Annotated in this window: 23 protein-coding genes; 14 read left to right on the top strand and 9 right to left on the bottom strand. The window is 69.1% G+C overall.

Annotation, left to right across the window (positions count from 1 at the left end; translation table 11 throughout):
- Positions 1–6: 6 nt before the first annotated feature.
- Complete coding sequence (locus tag IB230_RS18685; protein ID WP_192274362.1) at positions 7–3,084, bottom strand: TonB-dependent receptor; 3,078 nt, start codon at positions 3,082–3,084, stop codon at positions 7–9.
- Positions 3,085–3,122: 38 nt separating this feature from the next.
- Complete coding sequence (locus IB230_RS18680) at positions 3,123–4,478, bottom strand: dicarboxylate/amino acid:cation symporter (RefSeq protein WP_192274361.1); 1,356 nt, start codon at positions 4,476–4,478, stop codon at positions 3,123–3,125.
- Between the two features lie 138 nt (positions 4,479–4,616).
- Here IB230_RS18680 and IB230_RS18675 point away from each other — a divergent pair, with 138 nt between their 5' ends.
- Together IB230_RS18675 and IB230_RS18670 are read left to right on the top strand one after the other, a co-directional pair.
- Positions 4,617–7,259: a PAS-domain containing protein gene (locus IB230_RS18675; protein ID WP_192274458.1), complete on the top strand. Its 2,643-nt coding sequence runs from the start codon at positions 4,617–4,619 to the stop codon at positions 7,257–7,259.
- Between the two features lie 22 nt (positions 7,260–7,281).
- On the top strand, positions 7,282–8,196 hold the full coding sequence (locus IB230_RS18670) for an AEC family transporter (RefSeq protein ID WP_192274360.1): 915 nt from the start codon (positions 7,282–7,284) through the stop codon (positions 8,194–8,196).
- A 3-nt stretch (positions 8,197–8,199) separates the two neighbouring features.
- Here the strand turns inward: IB230_RS18670 and IB230_RS18665 are convergent, their stop codons facing one another.
- Positions 8,200–8,841, bottom strand: coding sequence for a response regulator transcription factor (locus IB230_RS18665; RefSeq protein WP_192274359.1), 642 nt, complete (start codon positions 8,839–8,841; stop codon positions 8,200–8,202).
- Positions 8,842–8,983: 142 nt separating this feature from the next.
- Between IB230_RS18665 and IB230_RS18660 the strand changes: the two genes are divergently transcribed.
- From IB230_RS18660 to IB230_RS18640, 5 genes are read left to right on the top strand one after another with little or no spacing between them, the layout of a single operon-like run.
- The gene (locus IB230_RS18660; protein WP_192274358.1) at positions 8,984–10,237 is read left to right on the top strand and encodes an amino acid deaminase; all 1,254 of its coding nucleotides are present in this window, start codon (positions 8,984–8,986) and stop codon (positions 10,235–10,237) included.
- 22 nt (positions 10,238–10,259) lie between these two features.
- On the top strand, positions 10,260–11,615 hold the full coding sequence (locus IB230_RS18655; protein ID WP_192274357.1) for a gluconate:H+ symporter: 1,356 nt from the start codon (positions 10,260–10,262) through the stop codon (positions 11,613–11,615).
- Positions 11,616–11,622: 7 nt separating this feature from the next.
- The gene (locus tag IB230_RS18650; RefSeq protein ID WP_192274356.1) at positions 11,623–12,489 is read left to right on the top strand and encodes a MurR/RpiR family transcriptional regulator; all 867 of its coding nucleotides are present in this window, start codon (positions 11,623–11,625) and stop codon (positions 12,487–12,489) included.
- Between the two features lie 2 nt (positions 12,490–12,491).
- A complete protein-coding gene (locus tag IB230_RS18645) occupies positions 12,492–13,931 on the top strand; it encodes a D-aminoacylase (RefSeq protein ID WP_192274355.1) in 1,440 nt (479 codons plus the stop codon).
- Between the two features lie 24 nt (positions 13,932–13,955).
- On the top strand, positions 13,956–14,351 hold the full coding sequence (locus tag IB230_RS18640) for a Rid family hydrolase (RefSeq protein WP_192274354.1): 396 nt from the start codon (positions 13,956–13,958) through the stop codon (positions 14,349–14,351).
- Between the two features lie 13 nt (positions 14,352–14,364).
- Here IB230_RS18640 and IB230_RS18635 read toward each other — a convergent pair whose 3' ends face one another.
- Positions 14,365–15,606, bottom strand: coding sequence for a flavohemoglobin expression-modulating QEGLA motif protein (locus IB230_RS18635; protein ID WP_192274353.1), 1,242 nt, complete (start codon positions 15,604–15,606; stop codon positions 14,365–14,367).
- Positions 15,607–15,689: 83 nt separating this feature from the next.
- On the opposite strand from IB230_RS18635, the gene gltS reads away from it, so the two are divergent.
- Positions 15,690–16,892: a sodium/glutamate symporter gene (gltS, locus tag IB230_RS18630; RefSeq protein WP_192274352.1), complete on the top strand. Its 1,203-nt coding sequence runs from the start codon at positions 15,690–15,692 to the stop codon at positions 16,890–16,892.
- 9 nt (positions 16,893–16,901) lie between these two features.
- Positions 16,902–17,228 carry a hypothetical protein gene (locus IB230_RS18625; protein WP_192274351.1) on the top strand — a complete coding sequence of 109 codons (327 nt, stop codon included), beginning with the start codon at positions 16,902–16,904 and terminating at the stop codon, positions 17,226–17,228.
- A 132-nt stretch (positions 17,229–17,360) separates the two neighbouring features.
- Here the strand turns inward: IB230_RS18625 and rsgA are convergent, their stop codons facing one another.
- Positions 17,361–18,494 carry a ribosome small subunit-dependent GTPase A gene (rsgA, locus tag IB230_RS18620; protein ID WP_192274350.1) on the bottom strand — a complete coding sequence of 378 codons (1,134 nt, stop codon included), beginning with the start codon at positions 18,492–18,494 and terminating at the stop codon, positions 17,361–17,363.
- 94 nt (positions 18,495–18,588) lie between these two features.
- Between rsgA and IB230_RS18615 the strand changes: the two genes are divergently transcribed.
- The 4 genes from IB230_RS18615 to IB230_RS18600 all read left to right on the top strand — a co-directional run bounded on the left by IB230_RS18615 (position 18,589) and on the right by IB230_RS18600 (position 21,446).
- Positions 18,589–19,869, top strand: coding sequence for a pyridoxal phosphate-dependent aminotransferase (locus IB230_RS18615; RefSeq protein WP_192274349.1), 1,281 nt, complete (start codon positions 18,589–18,591; stop codon positions 19,867–19,869).
- A 159-nt stretch (positions 19,870–20,028) separates the two neighbouring features.
- The gene (locus IB230_RS18610) at positions 20,029–20,277 is read left to right on the top strand and encodes a DUF4926 domain-containing protein (RefSeq protein ID WP_192274348.1); all 249 of its coding nucleotides are present in this window, start codon (positions 20,029–20,031) and stop codon (positions 20,275–20,277) included.
- Positions 20,278–20,337: 60 nt separating this feature from the next.
- Positions 20,338–20,991, top strand: a complete 654-nt coding sequence (locus IB230_RS18605) for an SGNH/GDSL hydrolase family protein (RefSeq protein WP_192274347.1) — start codon at positions 20,338–20,340, stop codon at positions 20,989–20,991.
- On the top strand, positions 20,991–21,446 hold the full coding sequence (locus IB230_RS18600) for a DUF4265 domain-containing protein (RefSeq protein ID WP_192274346.1): 456 nt from the start codon (positions 20,991–20,993) through the stop codon (positions 21,444–21,446). The genes IB230_RS18605 and IB230_RS18600 overlap by 1 nt, the downstream gene beginning before the upstream one ends.
- A gap of 6 nt (positions 21,447–21,452) precedes the next feature.
- On the opposite strand, the gene IB230_RS18595 is transcribed toward IB230_RS18600, so the two are convergent.
- The gene (locus IB230_RS18595) at positions 21,453–22,265 is read right to left on the bottom strand and encodes a polysaccharide deacetylase family protein (RefSeq protein WP_192274345.1); all 813 of its coding nucleotides are present in this window, start codon (positions 22,263–22,265) and stop codon (positions 21,453–21,455) included.
- A 65-nt stretch (positions 22,266–22,330) separates the two neighbouring features.
- Between IB230_RS18595 and grxD the strand changes: the two genes are divergently transcribed.
- The gene (grxD, locus tag IB230_RS18590; protein ID WP_192274344.1) at positions 22,331–23,260 is read left to right on the top strand and encodes a Grx4 family monothiol glutaredoxin; all 930 of its coding nucleotides are present in this window, start codon (positions 22,331–22,333) and stop codon (positions 23,258–23,260) included.
- Positions 23,261–23,454: 194 nt separating this feature from the next.
- Here grxD and IB230_RS18585 read toward each other — a convergent pair whose 3' ends face one another.
- Genes IB230_RS18585 through IB230_RS18575 form a run of 3 tightly spaced genes read right to left on the bottom strand, consistent with a single transcriptional unit; the run spans position 23,455 to position 24,652 of the window.
- Entirely contained in the window at positions 23,455–23,994 is a 540-nt protein-coding gene (locus IB230_RS18585; protein ID WP_192274343.1) for a DUF924 family protein, read from the bottom strand.
- Positions 23,991–24,284, bottom strand: a complete 294-nt coding sequence (locus IB230_RS18580; RefSeq protein WP_192274342.1) for a hypothetical protein — start codon at positions 24,282–24,284, stop codon at positions 23,991–23,993. Before IB230_RS18580 ends, IB230_RS18585 begins: the two co-directional genes overlap by 4 nt.
- Entirely contained in the window at positions 24,281–24,652 is a 372-nt protein-coding gene (locus IB230_RS18575; RefSeq protein ID WP_192274341.1) for a VOC family protein, read from the bottom strand. Before IB230_RS18575 ends, IB230_RS18580 begins: the two co-directional genes overlap by 4 nt.
- Between the last annotated feature and the right edge of the window lie 22 nt (positions 24,653–24,674).

Here is a 24,674-nt window from a genome sequence, read left to right as displayed (position 1 = left end):
GGCTCCTCAGAACGAGCGGCTGATGTTGACGTACCAGTAGCGGCCCCACGGATTGTGCAACGAACCGCGGTAACCGCCATCGGCCAGCGACGGCCCCTCGTCGGTCAGGTCGCGCACGCCCAGGCGCACGGCGGTGCCATCGGGGAAGCGGTACTGGCCGTACAGGTTGTGGGTCAGCCGCTGCTCGACCACCCACGGATCGCCCGACACGCCCAGCAGCTGCGGCTGTTCGAACGAACTCATGTACTGCGCCGAGTAGCCCACGCGCCAGGCCGACTTGTTCCAGGTCAGCGAGCCGCTGGCGCGCCATTCCGGGCGGCCGTTCTGGCCGATCAGCTGGCTCGGGTCCGGCAGCGGGGTCAGCGGATCGATGGTGCCCGCGGCGCGTGCGGCGTACAGCGCATTGACGATGTCGCCCGGATCGCGGGTGAACTCCAGCAGGCGCGTCGCATTGAGGTTGACCGAGAACGAGCCGAAACGCGTGCGGCGCAGCGACCAGTCCATGCCGAAGTCGATGCCGCCCGCCGTCTGCGGTTGCAGGTTGATGAAGCGGTCGTTGATGGCGATGACGCGTCCGACCGGATCGATGCCGGTACCGGCGAAGAAGTCGATGTCTTCCTGCGTGGGGGCCTCGCGCACCACCAGCGGATTGCTGCCGCCGTCGACGCGATTGAGGTAGTCCACCGTCAGTGCGGTCTGCGCACCGAGCAGGCCGACGATCTGCTCCTGCTTGATCTTCCAGCGATCGACGGTGAAGGTGAAGCTGCCGAAGCGCTCGGGGATGAAGGTCGGCTGGAACACCACGCCGAACGAGGTGTTGGTGCTCTCTTCGGGCTCCAGGTCCGGATTGCCCGCCACCAGCAGCGAGGCACCGGCGGTGTTCTGCCCGCAGGCACTGAACGAGGCGATGCGGCCGGCGCGCAGATCGGCTTCGCAGCGGATGTGGTCCATGCCGCTGGCCAGGCGCGAGTACTGCGTGGCGTTGGTCTGTTCGAGGTTCGGCGCACGGAAGCCTTCCGAATACGAACCGCGCAGGCGCACGCCGTCCACCAGGTCCCACGCCAGCGCCACCTTGGGCTTGGCGACCGAACCGAAGTCGGAGTAGTGCTCGTAGCGTCCGGCCAGCTGCATGTCGAGGCGATGCACCAGCGGGATGCCCATGTCTTCCGACACCAGCGGCACCGCGAATTCGACATAGGCCGAGCCGACGTTGCGCGAGCCGCGCGTGTCCGGATTCGGGCTGACCGCGGCGACGTTGCTGAGGTTGGTCTCGCCGGTCACCATGTCGGTGAAGGTGTAGGTGCCGTCGAGGTTGGCATCGCGGTCGTCGCGCTGGGTCTCACGGCGCGCTTCCGCACCGAAGGCGACGCCGACGTTGCCGGCCGGCAGCGAGAACAGGTCGCCGCGGCTCATCTTGAAGTCGGCCATCGTCAGCGTGGTGCGCGACTCGCGCACCAGGTCGAACACGATGCCGTCGGTCGCCGCCTGCGAACTCGGCGAGCAGTCGCCATAGGTCGGCGTGGCCACACAGCCGCCGCTGAACGGGTTGTATGCGTCCGGGGTGGCGAGGGCGAGCTGCTGCTGCAGCCTGGTCATGTTGATGTTGGGCGACCGGTCTTCGGCCTCGGCCTCGGAATACAGCAGCGCCGTTTCCCAGTTCCAGCCGTTCCACTCGCCGCGCAGGCCAGCGAGGAAGCGCGCCTGGTAGTTCTCCACGCGCACGCGCTGGAAGCCGGTATCGACGTAGCGGTAGTTGCTCATCTGCACCGGCAGGCCGGCGGCCGGCACGCCGGTCAGGCCGGGCAGGCGGTTCGGGTTCGGCGTGCCGTCGGGCAGCGTCGCCGCGCCGAACGGGTTCCAGTAGTTGGTCGCCGGAATCCACAGGCTGTTGAGGTTGACCACCGGCGGCTGCGTCGCTTCGCTGACCGCGTGATAGAAGCCGATTTCGCCGAACGCCTCGACCGTATCGGTGAGGTCGTGGTGGCCGGTCACGAACACGTTGATGCGCTCGACCGACGGCCGCACCGTGGTGCCGTGGCGCGTGTCGTAGCGCATGTCGCGGTTGGTGGTGTTGAAGTTGTGGTTGCCGCTGGCAAGGCACAGGTCGGTGCCGAAGCTGACGCCGCAACCGAAGCTCGACGGCTGGATGCGGAACGCACCGGCCGTGTTGGTCACCGCCGTGCCGTTGGAACGGATCACCGCGCGCGGACCGACCGTCAGGCGCGCCCACGGCGTATGCGACGAGCGGCCATCCAGCGCGGCCAGGCCGGCGAAATCCGGATAGTCGGCGAACAGCGCGCGCAGGTCGTCGGTCGCGGTGAAGTCCTGGTCCGACGCCATCAGCTCGGAGCGGTCGGTGTAGTTGATGAACGCCGACACGTTGCCGCGGTCGTAGTTCTTGCCGGCGAACAGGTTCACCTCGAACTCGTTCATGCCCGTGCCTTCGGCACTGCCGTAGCGCGTGCTGGCGCTGACGCCGTCGAAGTCGGTCTGCAGCACGGTGTTGACTACGCCGGCGACCGCATCGGCGCCGTAGATCGCGGCCGCGCCGTCGAGCAGGATCTCCATGCGGTCCAGGCCCGACACCGGGATCGCATTGGAATTGAAGCTCTGCACCGGCACCGTGCCGGTGTCGGATGTGCCCTGGCTGGTCGGGTGCTGCACCAGCCGGCGCCCGTTGAGCAGCACCAGCGTGTTGCCGACGCCGAGCGAGCGCAGGTTGACCGAGTTGACGTCGCCGCGCGCCGCGTTGCTGGTCTGCGGATTGTTGGACGCGTCGAACAGCACGTCGCCCATCTGCGGAATGGTGCGCATCAGCTCGTCGCCGGAGATCGCGCCGGCGGCATCGATCTGTTCGGCGCCCACGACCATCACCGGCAACGCGTCGGTGGTCGATGCGCCCTGGATATGCGAGCCGACCACGGTGACCTTGTCGAGCGTGGTGGGTTCCTCGGCGGGTGCCGATTGCGGCGCCGGTTCGGCCGGCGGCGTGGTGTCCTGGGCCGCGGCGGCGTGGATCACCGCCAGCAAGGCCAGGGTCAGGCTGCTCCGCGATAGCGCGGTGCGTCGGTTATGGGGTTGCATCGTTCAGTCCCTCCTCTGAAGACGTGGTGTGGCCGGCGTCAGTCGGCCGTGAGTCGTGTCGGGTCGCCCGGGCCTGCGGCCGGGTCCGGCGCGGCGGCGATGGGGGCGGACGGGCCGCCCAGCGCGCGCGCCAGCGCGTCGCGGTCGAGCGCGTTCTCCCAGCGCGCGACCACCAGCGTGGCCACCGCGTTGCCGGTGAAATTGGTCAGCGAGCGGCACTCGCTCATGAAGCGGTCGATGCCGAGGATCAGCGCCATGCCGGCGACGGGCACTTCCGGCACCACCGCCAGCGTCGCCGCCAGCGTGATGAAACCGGCGCCGGTCACGCCGGCCGCGCCCTTCGAGCTCAGCATCGCGACCAGCAGCAGCATGATCTGGTGGCCCAGGCTCAGCTCGGTATTGGTGGCCTGCGCGATGAACAGCGCGGCCAGCGTCATGTAGATGTTGGTGCCGTCCAGGTTGAACGAGTAGCCGGTCGGCACGACCAGGCCGACGACCGACTTCGACGCGCCGGCGCGCTCCATCTTCTCCATCAGCGACGGCAGTGCGGATTCGGACGACGAGGTGCCCAGCACCAGCAGCAGTTCCGCCTTCAGGTAGCGGATCAGGCGGAAGATCGAGAAGCCGCACCACCACGACACCAGGCCGAGGATGACGATCACGAACAGCAGCGAGGTGAGGTAGAACGAACCCACCAGCCACGCCAGGTTGACCAGCATGCCGACGCCGTACTTGCCGATGGTGAAGGCGATGGCGCCGAACGCACCGATGGGCGCCGCGCGCATCAGGATGTGCACCAGCCGGAACACCGGCGCGGTCAGCGCTTCCAGCAGGTTCAGCACCGGACGGCCCTTCTCGCCGACCAGCGCCAGCGACAGGCCGAACAGCACCGCCACGAACAGCACCTGCAGGATGTTGTCGCCCACCAGCGGGCTGACCAGCGTCTTCGGGATGATGTCCATCAGGAAGCCGACCAGCGACAGCTCGTGCGACTTCTGCACGTAGTCGTCGACCGCGGACCGGTCCAGGTCGGCCGGATTGATATTCATGCCGGCGCCGGGCTGGACCACGTGCGCGACGACCATGCCGATGACGAGCGCCAGCGTGGAGAAGAACAGGAAGTACGCCATCGCCTTGGCGAACACCCGGCCCACCGTGCGCAGGTGGGTCATGCCGGCGATGCCGGTGACGATGGTCAGGAAGATCACCGGCGCGATGATCATCTTCACCAGTTTGATGAAGGCGTCGCCCAGCGGCTTCATCGATTCGGCCAGCGCCGGCTCGAAATGCCCCAGCAATGCGCCCAGCACGATCGCCACGATCACCTGGAAGTAGAGCTGCTTGTACAGCGGCTGCTTCGGCGGCGGCACGAAAGGGGTATCGGCCAGTTGCATGGGGGAGACTCCGGAAAACGGCGGCGCCACCCGGATCGGCGGCCGGCATGTTGTACCCCCGCATCGCCGCCGCACCGATAACCTATTGGTACTAGCCCCCGCGCCTGCGGCAGTGCCCCAGTAGACTGGGCCCCCATGCTGCGTGCCCGCCGCCACCGCCAGATCCTGTCCGTCGTGCTGGCGATCCTCGGCGGCGCGGCGCTGGTGATGACGCTGGCCTACCACTGGGCCGGCACGCGCGCGCAGCGTGCGGAGACCACGCAGCTGGAACGCCAGCTCGACCTGCACGCGCAGGCCCTGCAGCAGCGCATCGACCGCTATCGCACGCTGCCGCAGGTGCTTGCGCAGGATCCCGACCTGCGCGATGCGCTGCTCGCGCCGGTCGACGACGCGCGCCGCAACGCGCTCAACCAGCGCCTGGAGGACGCCAACAGCGTCACCCGCTCCTCGACGCTGACGCTGATCGACCGCCACGGCACCGCGCTGGCCGCCAGCAACTGGCGTGAGCCCACCAGCAACGTCGGCGAGGACTACAGCTTCCGTCCCTACGTGAAACAGGCGCTGCGCGACGGGCAGGGGCAGTTCTACGGCATCGGCCTGACCACCGGCGAGCCGGGCTACTTCCTGTCGCAGGCGATCACCGGCGACGGCGGCGACGTCATCGGCCTCATCGTCATCAAGATCGAGCTGGACGCGCTGGAACAGGAATGGTTGCAGACACCGGACATCGTGCTCGTCAGCGATGCGCACGGAGTGATCTTCCTCGCCAGCCAGGACGCCTGGCGCTACCGCACGCTGCGCACGCTGACCGACGCCGACCGCCGCGAGCTCGACGCCACCCGCCAGTACGCGCGTCAGACCCTGCGTCAGCTGCAGTGGCAGAACCTGTCGGCCCCGGGCGACGGTGCGAGGCGCGTGCAGCTGCGCGACCCCACCCTGCCCGCGCCGGTGCTGTGGCAGTCGATGGCCCTGCCCGAGGAAGGCTGGCAACTGCACCTGCTGCATGATGCGTCGGCGATCACCGCGGCGGGCCGCACCGCCGCGCTCGCCGCCGGCGGCGTCTGGCTGGCGCTGTCGTTCCTGGCGTTGTTCATGCAGCAGCGCCGCCGCATCGCGCTGCTGCAGCGACGCAGCCGCGAGGAACTGGAAGCCGTGCTGCAACAGCACGCGCAGGAGCTGCGCACCGCGCAGGATGGCATCGTCGAAGCCGCGCGCTCCGCCGACGCCGGTCTCAGCCGCAGCCTCGAACACCTGCCGCAAGGCGTGGTGATCATCGATGCGGACCTGCGGCTGGTCGCGTGGAACTCGCGCTACATGGACCTGTTCCGCTTCCCGCCCGACCTGATCCACGTCGGCCGGCCGATCGAGGACGTGTTCCGCTACAACGCGCGCCGCGGCCTGCTCGGCCCGGGCCCGGTCGAAGAGGCGATCCAGCGGCGCATCGAGCACCTGCGCAGCGGCAAGCCGCACATGCGCGAGAGCGAGAAGGACGACGGCGTGGTGCTGGAGATCCGCGGCAACCCGTTGCCGGATGGCGGCTTCGTCACCAGCTACGCCGACATCACCAGCTACAAGAACGCGGCGCGCGAACTGCGCTCGCTGGCCGATGCGCTGGAACACCGCGTGGAAGAGCGCACGCGTGCGCTGGCCGACGCCACCCAGGCCGCGGAGAACGCCAACCGCTACAAGACGCGCTTCGTCGCCTCCGCCGTGCACGACCTGCTGCAACCGCTCAACGCCGCGCGCATGTTCGTGTCGGCGCTGCGCGGCCGCCTGCACGAGGACGAGGCGCGACGCATCGCCGACCACGTCGACAATGCGCTGACCGCGCAGGACGCCATCCTCAACAGCCTGCTCGACATCGCCCGGCTGGAATCCGGCGCGCTGCCGACGCGCGTGCGCGACTTCGCGCTGGCGCCGCTGCTGGAGGCGCTGGCGCGCGAGTTCGGCATGGCCGCGACCGAACGCGGGCTGGTGCTCGACAGCGTGCCTACGCGCGCCGTCGTGCGCAGCGACGAAGCCCTGCTGCGGCGGATCCTGCAGAACTTCCTGTCGAATGCGATCCGCTACACGCCGCGCGGCCGCGTGCTGCTCGGCGTGCGCCGCACCGGCGACGGCGTGCGCATCGAAGTGCACGACCAGGGACCGGGTATTCCCGAAGCCCTGCAGGCGGAAATCTTCGAAGAGTTCCGCCGCCTCAACGACGGCGTCGCCAGCGATCGGGGTGCCGGCCTGGGACTGGCGATCGTCGAACGCATCGGCCGCCTGCTCGGCCACCGCATCGGCCTGCGCTCGCACCTCGGCCGCGGCAGCGTGTTCTGGGTCGAGCTGCCGCACGGCGTCGCCACGGCGCCGATGGCGGAAACGTCGCCCGTGGTGGCCGATATCGACGACGGTTCGCCGCTGCGCGGACGCCGCGTGTGGTGCGTCGACGACGATCCGCGCGTCTGCGAGGCCACGCGCGCGCTGTTGCAACGCTGGGAATGCGAGGTCGGCCTGGCGGCCGGCCCGGCCGATGCGCTGGCGGCCGCGATGCCGGGACAGGCGCCCGACCTGCTGCTGCTCGACGTGCGGCTGGGCGACACCGACGGCCCGACGCTCTACACCCGTCTGTGCGAGCGCTGGAACAGCACGCCGCCGGTGATCCTGGTGACCGCCGAGCGCGACGATGCGCTGCGCGCGCTGGCGCTGCATCACGGCTGGGGTTTCCTCGCCAAGCCGGTGAAACCCGCGGCGCTGCGCGCGCTGATGACCCAACTCCACGTGCGCCGCGCGCACTGAGGATCAAGCCGATGCCGAGCCGATGCTGACCTACGTCATTCCCGTCCTCGCCATCGTGCTGCTGGGCGCCGCACTGCGACGGATGCGGCGCGTCCCCGATGGCCTGTTCCCGGCGATGGAGTGGTTTTCCTTCTATGTCGCCTTCCCCGCGCTGCTGTTCGTCGGCGCCGCGCGACTGAAGCTGTCCGCCCACGATGCGCTCGACCTGTCGCTCGCCGCGCTGCTGCCCACGTTGCTGCTGACCGGCCTGGTACTGCTGGCGCTGCGGTTCGCGAAACGCCTGCCCGATCCCAGTCGTTCGTCGGTGGTGCAGGGCGCGGTACGGCCGAGCAGCTACTTCGGGCTGGCGGTGGCGGCGCTGCTGTTCCCGCCCGAAACCACCGCGATGGTGATGCTGGCGCTGGCGATCTGCCTGCCGGTGGTCAACGTCATCTCGGTGGTCGCGCTGGCGGTCTGGGGCAGCGGCGATGCCAGCGCGCGCGGCATCGCGCGGGCACTCGCACGCAATCCGATCATCCTGGCGACGCTGGCCGGCCTGCTGTTCAACCTCAGCGGCCTGCCATTGCCGGTATCGATGGCGGCCGCGCTCGACATCCTCGCCGATGCGGCGCTGGCGCTCGGTCTGCTGTGCGTGGGCGGCGGCCTGCAATTCAACCGAGACCACGTGCGCCCGCTGCTGCTCGGTGCGACCTCCGCGCTGAAGCTGCTCGCCTTGCCGCTGCTGGCCGTGCTGGTCTGCCGCTGGCTGGACGCGAGCGCGGAGGTGACCGTGGCGGCGTGCTTCTACGCGGCGCTGCCCACGGCATCGAACGCCTACATCATGGCGCGGCAGATGGGCGGCGACGCACCGCTGATGGCCTCGCTGGTGACGTGGCAGACGCTGTTCGCCGCCGCCACCGTGCCGCTGGCGATGCAGCTGCCGCGCTGGCTGGGCTGACGCCTACTCGACCGGCGGACCTTCCGGCTCCAGCGATTTCACCAGCACCGCCGCCTGCGTGCGGCTGTGGCATTCCAGCTTCTTCAGGATCGCGGTGACATGCACCTTCACCGTGTTCTCGGCCAGGCCGAGTTCGTGCGCGATCTGCTTGTTGAGCAGGCCATCGGCCAGGCACAGCAATACGCGGAACTGCTGCGGTGTCAGCTGCGCCAGCCGCGCGGCGAGCGCGGCATCCTGCTCGGATCGCTCGGCGGTCAGCGGCGGGAACCACGCGCCGCCGTCCAGCACCGCCGCCACCGCCTCGCCGATGGTCTCGGCCGGCGACGACTTCGGGATGAAGCCGGCCGCGCCGAACTGCTGCGCGCGGCGGATCACCCGCGGATGCTCGTTCGACGAGATCACTACCACCGGCACTTCGGGATGCTCGCCGCGTACGTGCAGCAACGCGGAGAAGCCGTGCGCGCCCGGCATGGTCAGGTCCAGCAGCACCAGGTCGGTGTCCGGCCGCGCGTCCAGCGCCTGGCCCAGGCTGGCCGCGCTGGCGGCCTCGGCCACGGTGGCGCCGGGCAGCGCCTCGCGCAGCGCGTGGATCACCGCGGTGCGGAACAGCGGATGGTCGTCGGCCACCAGGATCGTCGTGCTCATGCGGGGAGTCTCGCATGCACCCTGCGCCCGGCTCCGGACCTAGTACCAAAGCATCAGCCCGCCGGACGGCTTGCAAATATTTTTCACGATCTACCCGGCCCATGCTACAAATCGGACCTCTGACCCCGGCAGGCATATCGCCATGGCTGAAAATCTGTTTCATCCGGAACCCACCGGCAAGGGGCTCGGCCCCGAGGCCCGCACCGCCGACGCCATCGCCGCGGCCGGCTGGTCGGTCCTGGACGGCGACGTCAGCCTGCCCGTGGCGGTGCTGCGCGACAGCGCGCTGCGCCACAACCTGGACTGGATGGCGCGCTTCATCGCCGCCTACGGCGTGGACCTCGCCCCGCACGGCAAGACCACGATGAGCCCGGAGCTGTTCGCCATGCAGCTCGACGCCGGCGCTTGGGGCATCACCCTGGCCACCGCGCCACAGGTTAGCGACGCCTACCGCCACGGCGTGCGCCGCGTGCTGATGGCGAACCAGCTGGTGGACCGCGCCAACATGGCGATCGTCGCCGACCTGCTACGCGATCCCGCCTTCGCGTTCTGCTGCCTGGTCGATTCGGCCGCGAACGCCGATGCGCTCGGCGCGTTCTTCGCCGCGCAGGGCCAGCGCCTGCGCGTGCTGCTGGAAGTCGGCGTCAGCGGCGGCCGCACCGGCGTGCGCGACGACGCGCAGGTCGCCGCCGTCGTCGAGGCGATCCGCCGTTGGCCGCAGTCGCTGGCGCTGGTCGGCGTGGAGACCTACGAAGGCGTGCTGAAGGACGAGGCCGGCGTGCGCACGCTGCTGCGCCGCACGGTCGACGTCCTGCAATCGCTGCGCGCGCAGGACGCGTTCGCCGAACCGCGCATCCTGCTGTCCGGCGCCGGCTCGGCCTGGTACGACGTGGTGGCGGAGGAATTCGCCGATGCCGCGCGCGATCCCGTCGTGCAGGTGCTGCTGCGGCCCGGTTGCTACCTGACCCACGATGTCGGCGCCTACCGCGAGGCCGCCACGCGTATCCATGCATCGAATCCGGTGGCGCGCGAAATGGCCGAAGGCCTGCAGCCGGCGTTGCAGCTATGGGCCTGCGTGCAGTCGCGCCCGGAAGCCACGCGCGCGATCGTCGGCCTGGGCAAGCGCGATGCCGCGTTCGACGCCGGCCTGCCAGTGCCCGCGTTGCGTTACCGCGCTGGCGAAGCCGCACCGACCCCGGTGCCGGCGCACTGGCGACTGGACGCGATCATGGACCAGCACGCCTTCCTGCACGTGGACGCCGACGACGACGTGCAGGTCGGCGACCTGCTGTGCTTCGACATCAGCCATCCCTGCCTGACCTTCGACAAGTGGCGGCATCTGCTGCGCGTGGACGACGACGTGCGCGTGACCGGCCTGGTGCACACGTACTTCTAATCCCTTACGAACGGAACCGCGCATGTCCCCGGGAAGCCTGCTGCTGGTCTACGCCGCCGTCGCGATCATCGCACTGATCGTCCTGATCGCGCGCTACCGGCTCAATCCGTTCATCACCCTGACGCTGGTGTCGCTGGGCCTGGCGCTGGTCGCCGGCATGCCGGCCACCGAGATCGTCGGCGCGTACGAACAGGGCGTCGGCCGCACGCTCGGCCACATCGCGCTGATCGTCGCGCTGGGCACCATGCTCGGCAAGATGATGGCCGAGTCCGGCGGCGCCGAGCGCATCGCGCGCACGCTGATCGCGCGCTTCGGCATGCGCCACGTGCACTGGGCGATGATGCTGGTGGCGTTCTGCATCGGCCTGCCGATCTTCTTCGAGGTCGGCTTCGTGCTGCTGGTGCCGATCGTGTTCAACGTCGCGCGCCGCACCGGCGTGCCTCTGCTGCTGGTCGGCCTGCCGATGGTCGCCGGCCTGTCGGTGGTGCACGGGCTGGTGCCGCCGCATCCGGCGGCGATGCTGGCGGTGAAGGCCTACGGCGCCGATGTCGGCCGCACAGTGTTCTTCGCCCTGCTGGTCGGGCTACCGACGGCGGCGCTGGCCGGCCCGGTGTTCGCGAAGTTCATCGCGCCGCGCGTGCAGGTGCCTGCGCACAACCCGATGGAACAGGCGCTGCTCGACGAGGGCCACGGCCAGGCGCCGGACGATGCGCTGCCCGGCTTCGGCATCACCGTCGCCACGCTGCTGCTGCCGGTCGCGCTGATGTTGCTCGGCGGCTGGGCGGACGTACTGGCGACGCCGGGCTCCTCGCTCAACGGCTTCTTCCACTTCATCGGCAACTCGGTGGTGGCGCTGCTGCTGGCGACGCTGATGAGCTTCGTCACCCTCGGCCTGATGCGCGGCTTCACCCGCGAGCAGATCCTGAAGTTCTCGCAGGAATGCCTGGCGCCCACCGCGGCGATCACCCTGCTGGTCGGCGCCGGCGGCGGCCTCAACGGCATCCTGGTGAAGACCGGCGTGGCCGCGGAGATCACCGCGCTGTCGCACCGCTTCGAACTGTCGCCGCTGCTGATGGGCTGGGCGGTCGCCGCGTTGATGCGCATCGCGACGGGGTCGGCGACGGTGGCGATGAGCACCGCCGCCGGCATCGTCGCGCCGGTCGCGCTGGCGGCCGGTTATCCGCACCCGGAACTGCTGGTGCTGGCCACCGGCGCCGGCGCGCTGATCCTGTCGCACGTCAACGACGGCGGGTTCTGGCTGGTGAAGGAGTACTTCAACATGAGCGTGGCGCAGACCTTCCGCACCTGGACGGTGCTGGAGACGATCATCTCGCTGGTCGCGCTGGCCTTGACCGCGGCACTCGCCGCCCTGCTCTGAGGCCGCCATGCACGATCTCGTCTACCAGCTGCGCCAGCGCCGCGACCGCTTCAGCCCGGTCGAACAGCGCATCGCCGACGCCATCCTCGCCGACCTGCCCGCCGCCGCGCAGTCCGGCGTGGGCGAACTGGCCGCGCGTGCCGGCGTCAGCGTCGCCGCCGTGTCGCGCTTCGCGAAGACGCTGGGTTGCGCGCACGTGCGCGAGCTGCGTGCGCGGCTGGCCGAAGCCGGCACCGTCGGCCGCCGTTTCCTCGACGACGCCGATGCGCCGCCACTGCCCGCGCTGCACGCGCAGATCGGCAGCGATGCCGAGGCCGCGCTGCGCCGCAACCTCGCCGGCCTGTCGGAATCCGTCGTGCACGCGCTGGCCGATGCGCTGGCGACCGCGCGGCGCGTGCACATCTTCGGCATGGGCGGCAGCTCGGCGGTGTTCGCGCAGGAACTGCAGCAGCGACTGACGCGACTGGGATTGCCGGTCGCCGCCTGCAGCGATGCGGTGGCGATGCGCATGCTGGCGGCGACGCTGGAAGGAGGCGACCTGGTGGTCGCGATGTCGGTCAGCGGACGCAACCGCGAACTGCTGGAGGCCTGCGAGATCGCGCTCGGCTACGGCGCTCGGCTCGCCGCATTCACTCGTGCCGACACGCCGCTGGCCACGCACGCGCACTGGCTGCTGCCGCTGGCGCTGGACGAGACCGACTTCGTGTTCAAGCCGTCGGCGTCGCGCTACGCGCTGCTGCTGGCCATCGACGTGCTCGCCACCACGGTGGCGCTGCGCGATCCCGCCGGCAACCGCGAGCGCCTGCGCCGCATCAAGCTGGCGCTGGACACCTGGCGCGGCGGCGGCGACGAGCGCCTGCCGCTGGGAGACTGAGCATGGCGACCGCACCGGACTACACCCTGCTGATCCGCGATGTATGGATCCACGACGGCAACGACATGCCGCCGGTCCGGGGCGATGTCGCGGTGCGCGACGATCGCGTGGTCGCGTTGGGCACGGTGACCGGCGACGCCGCGCAGGTGATCGAAGGCCACGGCCTCGCGCTGGCGCCAGGCTTCATCGACGTGCACACGCACGACGACCTGGAAGTGATCCGCCAACCCACGATGCCGGCGAAGCTCAGCCAGGGCGTCACCACGGTGGTGGTCGGCAACTGCGGCATCAGCGCCAGCCCGGTGCAACCGGGTCGCGTCGTGCCCGACCCCATGAACCTGCTCGGCGCCGATGACGAATTCCGCTATCCACGCTTCGCCGATTACCGCGCCGCGGTGGAGAACGCGCAGCCGGCGGTGAACGTCGCCGCGCTGGTCGGTCACACGGCACTACGACAGAACCATCTGGACCGGCTGGATCGCGCCGCGACGGGCGACGAGATCGTGGCGATGCGTATACAGCTGCGCGACGCGCTGGAAGCCGGCGCGCTCGGCCTCAGCACCGGCCTGGCCTATGCCTCCGCCTTCCACGCGCCCGACGACGAGGTGCGCGCGCTGTCCGAAGAGCTCGATGGTCGCCAGCACACCTACGCCAGCCACCTGCGCGACGAGTTCGCCGGCATCGTGCCCGCACTGGAGGAAGCGGTCGGTGTCGGTCGCCACAGCGGCGCACCGGTGCGGGTGTCGCACCTGAAGTGCGCCGGCGCGGACAACTGGGGACGCAGCAGCGAGGTGCTCGCCGCGCTCGACCACGAGGCGCACGACCACGATGTCGCCTGCGACTGCTATCCGTACGCGGCCAGTTCGTCGACGCTGGACCTGAAGCAGGTCACCCACGCCTACGACATCCTGGTGACGTGGTCCGAGCCGCATCCGGACCAGGGCGGACGCCTGCTGGCGCAGATCGCCGCCGACTGGAACGTCTCGCTGCTGGACGCCGCGCGCCAGCTGCAACCGGCCGGCGCGGTCTATCACTGCATGGACGAAGCCGACGTGCGCCGCATCCTGTCGCATCCGCGCACGATGGTCGGCTCCGACGGGCTGCCGCGCGATCCGCGACCGCATCCGCGCCTGTGGGGCAGCTTCCCGCGCGTGCTCGGCCACTACGCGCGCGATGTCGGCCTGTTCCCGCTGCACACCGCCGTGCACAAGATGACCGGACTGCCGGCCGCGCGCTTTGGCCTGCGCGACCGCGGCGTGCTGCGCGTCGGTGCGCAGGCCGACCTGGTGCTGTTCGATCCGGCGACGGTGCGCGACGTCGCCGACTTCCACGATCCGATCCGCCCGGCCGCCGGCATCCACGCGGTGTGGGTGGCGGGCCGGCTCGCCTACGACGGCATGCAGGTGGTCGGCCGCCATGGCCGCTTCCTCGCGCCGACCTGATTTCTTCTTTACGGAGCACACGACATGAGCGACATCACGCGATACGGCGCCGAGGGCGGCGTCGGCCAGGGCAAGCAGCACATGCCGTTCTCGCGCGCGGTGCAGGCCGACGGCTGGCTGTACGTGTCCGGCCAGGTGCCGATGCGCGACGGCGAACTGGTCGGCGGTACCGTCACCGAACAGGCGCACGTGGTGATCCAGAGCGTGCTCGCGATCATGGCCGAAGCCGGCTACGGCCCGGAGCACGTCGTCCGCTGCGGCGTATGGCTCGACGACGCACGCGACTTCTACGCGTTCAACACCGTGTTCAAGCACTACTTCGGCGAGCACCCGCCGGCGCGCGCCTGCGTCGAGTCGCGGATGGTGGTGGACTGCAAGGTGGAAGTGGACTGCGTCGCCTACAAGCGACCGACCGCCTGACGCGGCACCCGCATCACGTCGCCGCCGGATCCAGCTTGTCCAGGCGGATCCGGTTGGCGAACAGCGAGAACGCCAGCATGCCGGCCAGGCCGTTGGCGCGGCTGACCCAGCTCGGCAGCCAGCGCGGCGGCACCAGCACGCCGGCGTCGAACATCGGCTCGAACATGCCGACGTCTTCCAGCGTCATCTTGCCGGCGAACAGGCGACGGCACAGCCGCAAGCGATCCTGCTGCAGCGAGCGGCGGAAGAAGGTGTGCACGCCGATCAGCCCGCGCAGGTACACCGTGTCCTTGGTGAACGCCGCGCCGCCATTGGTGGGAACGCCGCGGAACACGCGCTGCGCGGACGAGAAACTCTCGGCCGGGTTCTGCCCCGCGTCGGTGAAGTAGCGGAACACCTGGATGAAGTCGGCGCCGGCCAGCGCCATCGCCACCGCCTCGATGCGCAGGCTGATGCGCTTCATCCGCTCGATGTCGATGCTGCCGGTGATCTGCTCGGCGAACGTGGCCAGCCCTTCCTGCGTAGCGGTCACCCGCGGCGAGGCCAGCGCCAGGCTGGGCAGCACGGTCTGTTCGCGCCCGTTCAACGCGGTCAATGAGTGCACCAGCGCCTCGTGCTGCAGCAGCTGGCGGCGGTCGTAGTCGCTGAAGGCCGCGCCGTGGCGCAACCGGATGCGTGTCGCGCCCGCGGCGGCTTTCGCGATCAGCTGGCGGTCCAGCTCCACAGTGATGACGCGGCCGTCGAAGAAATCGTCCAGGTCCGCCTGCAACTGCAACTGCAGCGCGGTCGCCGACACCGGGATCTGCTCCTCCGGCGCCAGCAGCTCGTGGTCCAGGTCGTTGGCGATGGCGATGAAGTGCCCGGCCGCATCGCGCGTGGTCGGACCGTCGCCGGGCAGGCATTCTTCCGGCGTGCCGAACAGCGCGATCGAGTGCGTCGTCACCGCCGGCGTGCCCAGCGATTCCAGGAGCTGCGCGGCGATGTCCCAGCTGCGCACCGACTCGCGCAGGTAGCACCCGAGCGGATGCGCCTCGTCCGCGGCGGAAGCGATGGCGGCCAGCTCGCGGCGCGCATCGCCGAAGTCCAGCCGCGGGTAGTCGATCACCGGCAGCTGCGGCTGGCCGCGCGTGACGCCGTCGAGGAACGGCGCCTGCACGTCGGCCGGCCAGCTGGCCAGGCTCAGCAGCTTGATGCCGCGCACGGCCTTGACCAGGCGCGCGTCGAGCGCGGCGTGATGGGCGATATCGGGCTGCATCGGGATCCTCCGGGCGCCACTGTAGCCCACGAAGCCCGCCACTCGACTATGCTCGGGGTTCGTCCAACAGTTGCGGGGGCAGCATGCTGGAGCTCGATGCGGTGCAGACGCTGGCGTTCGCCGGCCTCGCCCTGTTCCTCGGTTACGCGCTCTGCCGCTTCGTCCCGCTGTTCTCCAAATACAACCTGCCGGCGCCGGTGATCGGCGGCCTGGCGGTGGCGCTGGCCGTGCTGGTGGCGCGCAGCCGCGACGTCACCCTGTTCACGCTGGACACCAGCCTGCAGGCGCCGCTGATGATCGCGTTCTTCACCACCATCGGCGTCAACGCCAGCGTGGCGCTGCTGAAGCTCAGCGGGCGCCAGGTGGTGATCTTCCTGCTGCTGGCCACCGCGTTCGCGGTGGTGCAGAACCTGCTGGGCATGGCGGTGGCGATGGGCTTCGGCCTGCATCCGCTGTTCGGCGTGCTGGCCGGCTCCACCACGCTGACCGGCGGACCCGCGACCGGGCTGGCGTTCGCGCCGCTGTTCGAACAGGCCGGCGTGGAAGGCGCGGAATCGATCGCGGTCGCCTCGGCCATGGCCGGCATCCTCTGCGGCGGCCTGATCGGCGGACCGGTGGCGACGATGCTGATCCGCCGCCACAAGCTCTACGGCGGCGTGCGCCTGGGCAAGCCGGACGAATCGGCGGCCGAACCCACCGGTGCGCGCGACACGCTGGACTTCGCCAGCCGCGAGTCGGCCGCACTGAAGAGCATCGTGGTGATCCTGGTAGCGATGTGGGCCGGTGCCGGCGTCAGTCAGGGACTGGCGGCGGCGGGCCTCACGCTGCCCGCCTACGTCGGCGCGATGATGGTCGGCGCGCTGATCCGCTACTTCGATGACCGCACCGGCTGGATCGGCCTGCCGGTGGCGACGACGGACCTGATCGGCAACGTCTGCCTGGCGCTGTTCCTGTCGGTGGCGCTGATGAACCTCAAGCTGTGGGAACTGGCCGGTCTGGCCGCGCCGCTGCTGGTCAACCTCGCGCTGCAGGTGGCGCTGGTGGCGCTGTTCTGCGTGGTCGTGTTCCGCGTGATGGGCCGCGACTACGACGCCGCGGTGATGGGCGGCGGCTTCATCGGCTTCATGCTCGGCACCACCGCGAACGCGATGGCGGTGATGCGCACGCTGGTCGAACGCTACGGCATGGCCCCGCGCGCCTTCCTCGTCGCCCCGCTGGTGGGCGCGTTCTTCATCGACTTCACCAATGCGCTGATCATCACCGGGTTCATCAACCTCTGGGATTGAGTCGTCAGCATGAGAAGGAAGCTTGCCCGCGCCGTCGCAGCGAGCGTTGTCGGCCTGTTGCTGACCGGGTGCATCGGATACCACGCGTCCAAGGGCCGGTACGAGCCGGGATACTCGGAGGAGAAGATGTCCGCGGATTTGTTCCGGATCACCTACAACGGGCCGGGGCGGACGCGCGAGTCGCTGTTGCGCGCCAACGTCGAGCGACGTGCTGCGGAGATTTGCCCTTCAGGATTCGAGCTGACGGACTACCTCTACGATGGCGTCTATCTCCACGGGAATCCGACGTTCTACAACTTCGCCACTGCGGTCGCCCGCTGTAATCTCCGGGATTGATCAATCTCCGGTATTGGCCGTCATCCCGCCGAAAGCCGGGACCCAGCAACTTCAACGTCCGGATGACGGTAAGCGAAAGAAAAGACGCTGGGTCCCGGCTTTCGCCGGGATGACGGCAAGAACGGTGAGCTGTTACCGCTTCCCGTACTTGTCCGCCAACCGCTTGTTCAACGCTTTGTTCTGCACCTTCGCATGGGCCTTGTGGGCCAGGCGCGAGGCGAGTTTGTCGGCCGCGGCGGCGACTTCGTCGCGCAGCTTGAGGTAGTTGAGGAAGCGGCCTTCGTCCAGTTCCTCGCGCTCGATCGCGGCGCGTACCGCGCAGCCGGGCTCGCGGTCGTGCGAGCAGTCGCGGAACTTGCATTCTTCCGCCAGCGCTTCGATGTCGGCGAAGCCGCCGTCGGCCAGGTCTTCCTCGCCGGTCGGCTTCAACTCGCGCATGCCGGGCGTGTCGATCAGGCAGGCGCCCGCCGGCAGCGGGATCAGCGCACGGAAGGTGGTGGTGTGGCGGCCGCGCGAATCGCTCTCGCGCACTTCACCGGTCTTCATGCGCTCGTCGCCGAGCAGCGTATTGGTCAGCGTGGACTTGCCCGCGCCCGACGAACCGACCAGCACCACCGTATGGCCGGGCTCCAGCCACGGTTCGAGCTGCGCGACGCTCGCCGCGTCCTTCGCGTTGACGGTGAACACTGGCACGCCCTGCGCGGTGAGATCGGCCAGCACCTCGACCGCGTCGTCGGCGTATTCGGTGCGATCGGCCTTGGTCAGCACTACCACCGGCTGCGCGCCGCCACCGCCGACCAGCAGCAGGTAACGCTCGATGCGGCGCGGATTGAAGTCGGCATCCAGGCCGCAGACGATGAACACCGTATCGATGTTCGCCGCGATCACCTGCTGGTGGTAGTGCTCACCGGCCGCGCCGCGCTTGATGCCGGTGTGGCGCGGCAGCAGGGCGACGATGCGCGGACGCTTGGAGGACGCGTCTTCCAGCAGCACCCAGTCGCCGACCGCGGGGCGTTCATGGGCGGGGAAACGGGGGCGCTGCCACTCGGGCAGCGATTCGGCCTTCACGCCGACACCGGGGGCATTCGCCACCACGTAGCCGGAACGGTGCTGCTCGATCACCCGCGCCGGGGTGGCCTGCGGGTGCGCGTCCATCGCCTCGCGCCACGCGCTGTCCTCGGGTTCCCCCGTGTACGGCCAGCCAATGGACCGCAGAAGGGTGACGTCGGACACAGGCAGGACGGGGGTTTCGGGCATGGCGCGCATTCTAGACGCGGGCTGAAGCCAGCGGGGCCGGCAGGGCTAAATATCCGTTAAGCTGGCCCCCCCTTCCCAATTCAGCCCCTGTGCGGTAGCCGCCATGTCCACCCCGCCCGTCAAACCGCTCGCCACACGCGAACGCCTGTCCGAAGTCCGCTACGAAATCCGGGGCGAACTGGCACGGCGAGCCCGGGAGCTGGAAGCGCAGGGGCAGAAGCTGATCAAGCTCAACATCGGCAACCCGGGCGCGTTCGGCTTCCGTGCGCCGGAACACCTGCAGCGCGCGATCGCCGACGACATGGGTCGCACCGATCCGTACACGCACCAGCAGGGCCTGCCCTCGGCGCGCGATGCGATCGCCGCGGCGTACGCCAAGCGCGGCACGCCGGATGCGCATCCGGACCGCGTGTTCGTCGGCAACGGCGTGTCGGAACTGATCGACCTGTCGCTGCGTGCGCTGCTCAATCCCGGCGACGAAGTGCTGGTGCCTTCGCCCGACTATCCGCTGTGGTCGGCGGCGACCATCCTCAACGACGGTCGCCCGGTCTACTACCGCTGCGATCCCGACAACGACTTCCAGCCCGATCCCAACGAGATCGAGCAGCTGATCAGCTCCCGCACGCGCGCCATCGTGCTGATCAACCCGAACAACCCGACCGGCGCAACTTACTCACGCGAGCTGCTGGAGCGCATCGTCGCCATCGCGGCCAAGCACCGCCTGCTGCTGATGGTCGACGAGATCTACGACCAGGTGCTGTACGACGGCGCCACCTTCGTGCCGGTCGCGCCGCTGGCCGGCGATGTGCCGTGCATCACCTTCAGCGGTCTGAGCAAGGTGCACCGCGCCTGCGGCTGGCGCGTGGGCTGGGGTGTCGTATCCGGCCACGGCGACGTGGTGCGCGACTTCCTGCACGCGATGGACCTGCTCAGCGCGCTGCGCCTGTGCGCCAACGTGCCGGGCCAGTATGCGATCGACGCGGCGGTGAACGGTCCCGACACCATCAGCGCGCTGTGCGCGCCGGGTGGCCGCCTGTACGAAACCCGCCGCGCGGTGATCGAGGCCTGCGAAGCCAGCCCGCACCTGGACCTGGTGAACCCGGCCGGCGCGCTGTATGCGTTCCCGGCGGTGGTCGGCGATGCCGCGAAGAACTTCGACGACCACGCATTCGCGCTCGAGCTGATGGAAACCGAAGGCGTGCTGGTCGTGCCGGGCTCCAGCTTCAACGTGCCCTACCGCCACCATTTCCGCGTCACCCTGCTGCCGGAAGCGGCCACGATGCGCGAAGTCTTCGCCCGCATCGACCGCGCCCTCTCGCGTCGCGCGGAAGCGGCCACCAAGGTAGTGCCGATCAAGGGCAAGCCGCGGCCGGCGGCGGCGTAAGCCGGACGTTGGTTGGGGGCTGTTGTGGGAGCGACGTAAGTCGCGACGGGCCATCTGGATGTCGTCTCGCGACTTACGTCGCTCCCACATGCAGCTTCCATGGTGACGTGCGGCAGGCGTAGTACTGACCTTCATCGTTCGCGCAGGCAAGGAATGCCCATGACATGGAACCTTTATGACGTCGTCCGCTTGATCGCAGCGATTCCCTCCGAGAGGATCGACGCAGGCCAGTACGATGCGAACGATGTGCGCGTCGGCGACCTGGGCACGATCGTGATGGTCCTGACAGCACCCGATACGCGCGCGGCCTATGAGGTCGAGTGTGTCGGTCCTGATGGTCACACGCGCTGGCTGGCAACCCTGTTCGCGGACGAGATCGAGCGGGTATCACCGGCGGGAGCGACGTAAGTCGCGAACGGATCTCTTCGTCGTCCATCGCGACTTACGTCGCTCCCACAGGCAGGTTCCATGACCACCATCGCCGCCCCGCACACCACCGCCCTCACCACCGAGCTGCGCTACCTCGCGCTCGGCGATTCCTACACCATCGGCGAAGCCGTGGCCGAATCGGGCCGCTGGCCGATGCAGCTGGCGCTGTCGCTACGGCGCGAGGGCATCCTGCTCGGCGATCCACGCATCATCGCCACCACCGGCTGGACCACCGACGAACTCGACGCCGCGATCACCGCGGCGGAACCACTGGGTGAGCACGACTTCGTCACGCTGCTGATCGGCGTCAACAACCAGTACCGCGGCCGCGCCGTGGAGGAGTACCGCACGCAGTTCGCCGCGCTGCTGTGGCGCGCCATCGGCTTCGCCCGCCAGCGTCCCGACCGCGTGCTGGTGCTGTCGATTCCCGACTGGGGCGTCACCCCGTTCGCCGCGCAGTCCGACCGCGACACTGCACAGACCGCCCGCGAACTCGACGCCTACAACCTCGCCGCACGCCAGGTCTGCGCGCAGCGCGGCGTCGCCTTCGTCGACATCACCCCGGTCAGCCGGTCGCGTGGCGGCGAAGCGGCGATGCTCGCCGAGGACGGCCTGCATCCGTCCGCCGCGATGTACACCGAATGGACGCGGCTCGCGTTCCCGGTCGCGCATCATCTGCTGGCGGCGGGCTGATGGCGGACTCGAAGGTGCTTTTCAGGGTCGTCGTCGAAGACGGCGACGTCCATGTCGAAACCTTGTGGGCGACCGCACTCGGTGAAGATCGTTATCGCCTGGACAACCTGCCCTTCTACGCCTACGGCGTGTCCTGGGACGACATCGTCCTGGCACCGTTCGACGCGACGGAAGACATGGCGACCTTCCAGCATGTCGTGACCAAGACCGGCAATCGCACCGTGCGTCTGCTGCTGGATCCCCCGGTGTCCCCGGGAAACGCATCGGACGATATCCTGCAGCAACTGGTCGCCTTGGGCTGCGACTACGAGGGCTCGAATCGCGTCCGTATAGCCGTGAACATTCCAGCGGACGTATCGCTCGACAGCATCCGCCAGTACCTGATCGCACGTGAGCTGGTCTGGGAGCACGCCGATCCCACCTACGAGACGCTGTTTCCGGACAATCCCTGCTGACGGGGCTTACGCGGCGGCGACCGCGGCGATCTGCGCCATATCCGATTCCGGCAACACCGTCCGGTACCCCTGCGCGTCCAGCCACGCCAGCAGCTGCGCCAGGATCGCGAGGTTGTGCCCGTGCGCGGCACCTTCATGCAGCAGCACGATGGCGCCGGGGGCGATGTCGCGGGTGATGCGCGCCAGCACCTTGTCGGGCTGGCAGTCGACGCCGTCGAAGCCGCGCGCGCTCCACGCCACGCGGGTCAGGCCGTGGCGCTTCAGCGACAGGCCGACGAAGGGATTCGTCATGCCCACCACGCTGCGGTACCAGCGCGGCGTGGTGCCGGTGATCGCGGTGAGCATCGACTGGCTGCGGCCGATCTCGTCCTCCAACGCGCCCGGGCCCAGCCGCCAGAAGCGCGTGTCCGGGTGCGTGGCGCTGTGGTTGCCGATGCCGTGGCCACGGTCGCGGATGGCCTGCACCACCGCCGGCTGCGCCGCCGCGCGCTCGCCGACCAGGAAGAAGGTCGCCTTCGCGCCATGGCGCTCCAGCAGGTCGAGCATCGCGGCGGTGTCTGGCGAGGGGCCGTCGTCGATGGTCAGCCAGACCACGCGTTCCTCGGTGGGCAGGCGCGACAGGGCGGGGCAGAACAGGGTGGCGCGCGGGTACAGCGTGGCCCAGACCACGGGCAGGTGGGTGGCCAGCATCGCCGGCAGGCCGATCCGCCAGCCGTACTGCCACCACAGCCACGCCACGGCCACTTGCGACAGCGCCAGCAGGCCCAATATCAGTCCGGGACGACGCGGCGGACGATGCAGTGTTCCTGTCGTGCTCATGCCCCATGATGCCACGGGGCGTAAAATCCCCTTCCCCACGCCCTTCACGCTTTCCGGTGCCCGACATGTCCCTTGATCCCGCCCTGCGCTCGCGCATCGAATCCCTCCTGCAGTCCAACCGCGTGGTGCTCTTCATGAAGGGCCAGCCGACCATGCCGCAGTGCGGCTTCTCGGCCAAGGCGGTGGGCGCATTGTCGGCGCTGGGCGTGGACTACGCGCACGTCAACGTGCTGGCCGACCAGGAGATCCGCGAGGGCATCAAGGTCTACGGCGACTGGCCGACCATCCCGCAGCTGTACATCGACGGCGAACTCGTCGGCGGCAGCGACATCATCGAGCAGATGACCAACTCCGGCGAACTGGCCACCGTACTGGGCCTGGCCGCGCCCGACCGCACCCCGCCGGCGATCACCATCACCCCGGCCGCCGCCGAGATGCTGCAGAACGCCGTGGCCGACGCCGGCCCGGGCGCCGCGCTGGCGCTGTCGATCAACGCGCAGTTCCAGCCCAACTTCCAGTTGGCGCAGTTCGACGCCAACGCCATCGCCACCGAATCCAACGGCGTGCGCGTGCAGTTCGACATCGCCAGTGCACGCCGCGCCGACGGCATCACCATCGACTGGGTCGACGACATCCGCGGCAAGGGCCTGGCCATCGACAACCCGAATGCGCCCAAGCCGGTGCAGGCACTGTCGCCGATGGACGCCGACGCGAAGATCCGCGCCAGCGAAGTGCTGCTGGTCGACGTGCGCCCGGCCGATGAACGTTCGCTCGCATCGGTGAAGCTGCCCTTCAAGACCTTCGACGGCGCCGGCCGCAGCGAACTGGAAGCCCTGCCGAAGGACACCGCGCTGGCGTTCCTGTGCCACCACGGCGGCCGCAGCCAGCAGGCCGCGGAAGAGTTCCGCGCGCTCGGCTTCAACAATGTCTACAACGTCACCGGCGGCATCCATGCCTGGGCCGACGACGTGGACGGCACGGTCGGCAAGTACTGATCCGGCGCACGCCAAGCGACACACGGGAAAGCGGGCTTCGGCCCGCTTTCTTTTTGCGTGGCGGACAGGGTGTGCGCTCCGTAGGGTGGGCCTTGGCCCACCATCGCGGGCCTCGATCACGGTTGAACTTCCGGGATTTCGTCAAAGACCGCGACCACGACACATGGTAACGGCGGGCCAAGGCCCACCCTACATCAGCCCTTGAAGCCGCCCGCCGCCAGGTAGTCGCGCTCTTCCTGCGTGGAGGTGCGGCCCATCGCCTCGTTGCGATGCGGGAAGCGGCCGAAGCGGGCGATCAGGTCGTAGTGCAGCTGCGCGTACTTGAGGTATTCGTCGTTGCCGGTGGCGCGGAACAGGTCCATCGCGCGCTGCTGGTCGTCCAGGGTTTCGGAGTGTTCGTACGGCATGTAGAAGAAGATCTTCAGGTCCGGATCGACCTGCGCATCGAAGCCGGCTTCGATGGCGCGATCGGCGTAATGCCGTGCCAGGCCGTCGGTGGCGTAAGAGTGCGCGCTCTGGCGGAAGCAGTTGCGCGGGAACTGGTCCAGCAACAGGATCAGCGCCAGCGCGCCTTCGGCATCGCCCATCCAGCCTTCCAGCTCGCGCCGCGCCGCGCGGAAGTGCAGCCCGCGGAAGCGCTGGTCGAACTCGGCATCGAACGCATCGTCGTTGGCGAACCACTTCTCGTAGCCGGCGTTCTTCCAGAAGGTGATGACGTCACTGGATTCGTTCATGGTGTTACCTTCGGTTCGTATGAAGTATCAGACGGCGTCGCCCTGCGTGCCCGGTGGGCGAACCCGAGCACCATGCTACCGGCCAACAGCGTGGGAAGACCGTAGACGAGGCCAACATGGACCGCCGCCATCTGGGCCGTGCCCTCGAAGTCCTCCGGCGAGCGATTGAAGAACAGGATGGCGCACAGGGCACAGACAAGCAGCCCCGCCGACACGGTCATCCCTCCGATGACGCGCAGGGCGATGACCCGCCTCGTGCGCCACCTGGATGCGTCGCTGGATGCGTTCATCGATCCGGAATGACGTGCCCGATGCGCCAGAGCACGCCGGTCGGATCGATGAGGGTGAAGTCGCGGAGGCCCCAGGGCCGATCGTCCGGCGGACTGACGCGGACGGAGAATCTCCCGACCACACCCGACGCTTCGACGTTCCGGTGCCAGTCGTCCGCGTTCGCGACCAGCAGGTGCATGACGAAATTCTCCGCATGCTCGCGCAGGTAGAACTGCGACAGCAGGAACGCCGTCTTGCCGTGATGGATGTAGGCCAGGTCGTCCGACTCCATCGATACCCCGAAGCCCAGCGCCTCGTAGAACGCGATGGATTCGGCCAGATCCCGCGCGGGAACAAACGCCTTCATCTCGATCGTTTCAAGGTTCATGCGATCTGTCCTGTAGGGCTGA

Origin of the sequence: Pseudoxanthomonas sp. PXM01 (assembly GCF_014851815.1) — a bacterium.
Taxonomy (GTDB): domain Bacteria; phylum Pseudomonadota; class Gammaproteobacteria; order Xanthomonadales; family Xanthomonadaceae; genus Pseudoxanthomonas_A.
This window is presented reverse-complemented; position numbering and strand designations above follow the sequence as displayed.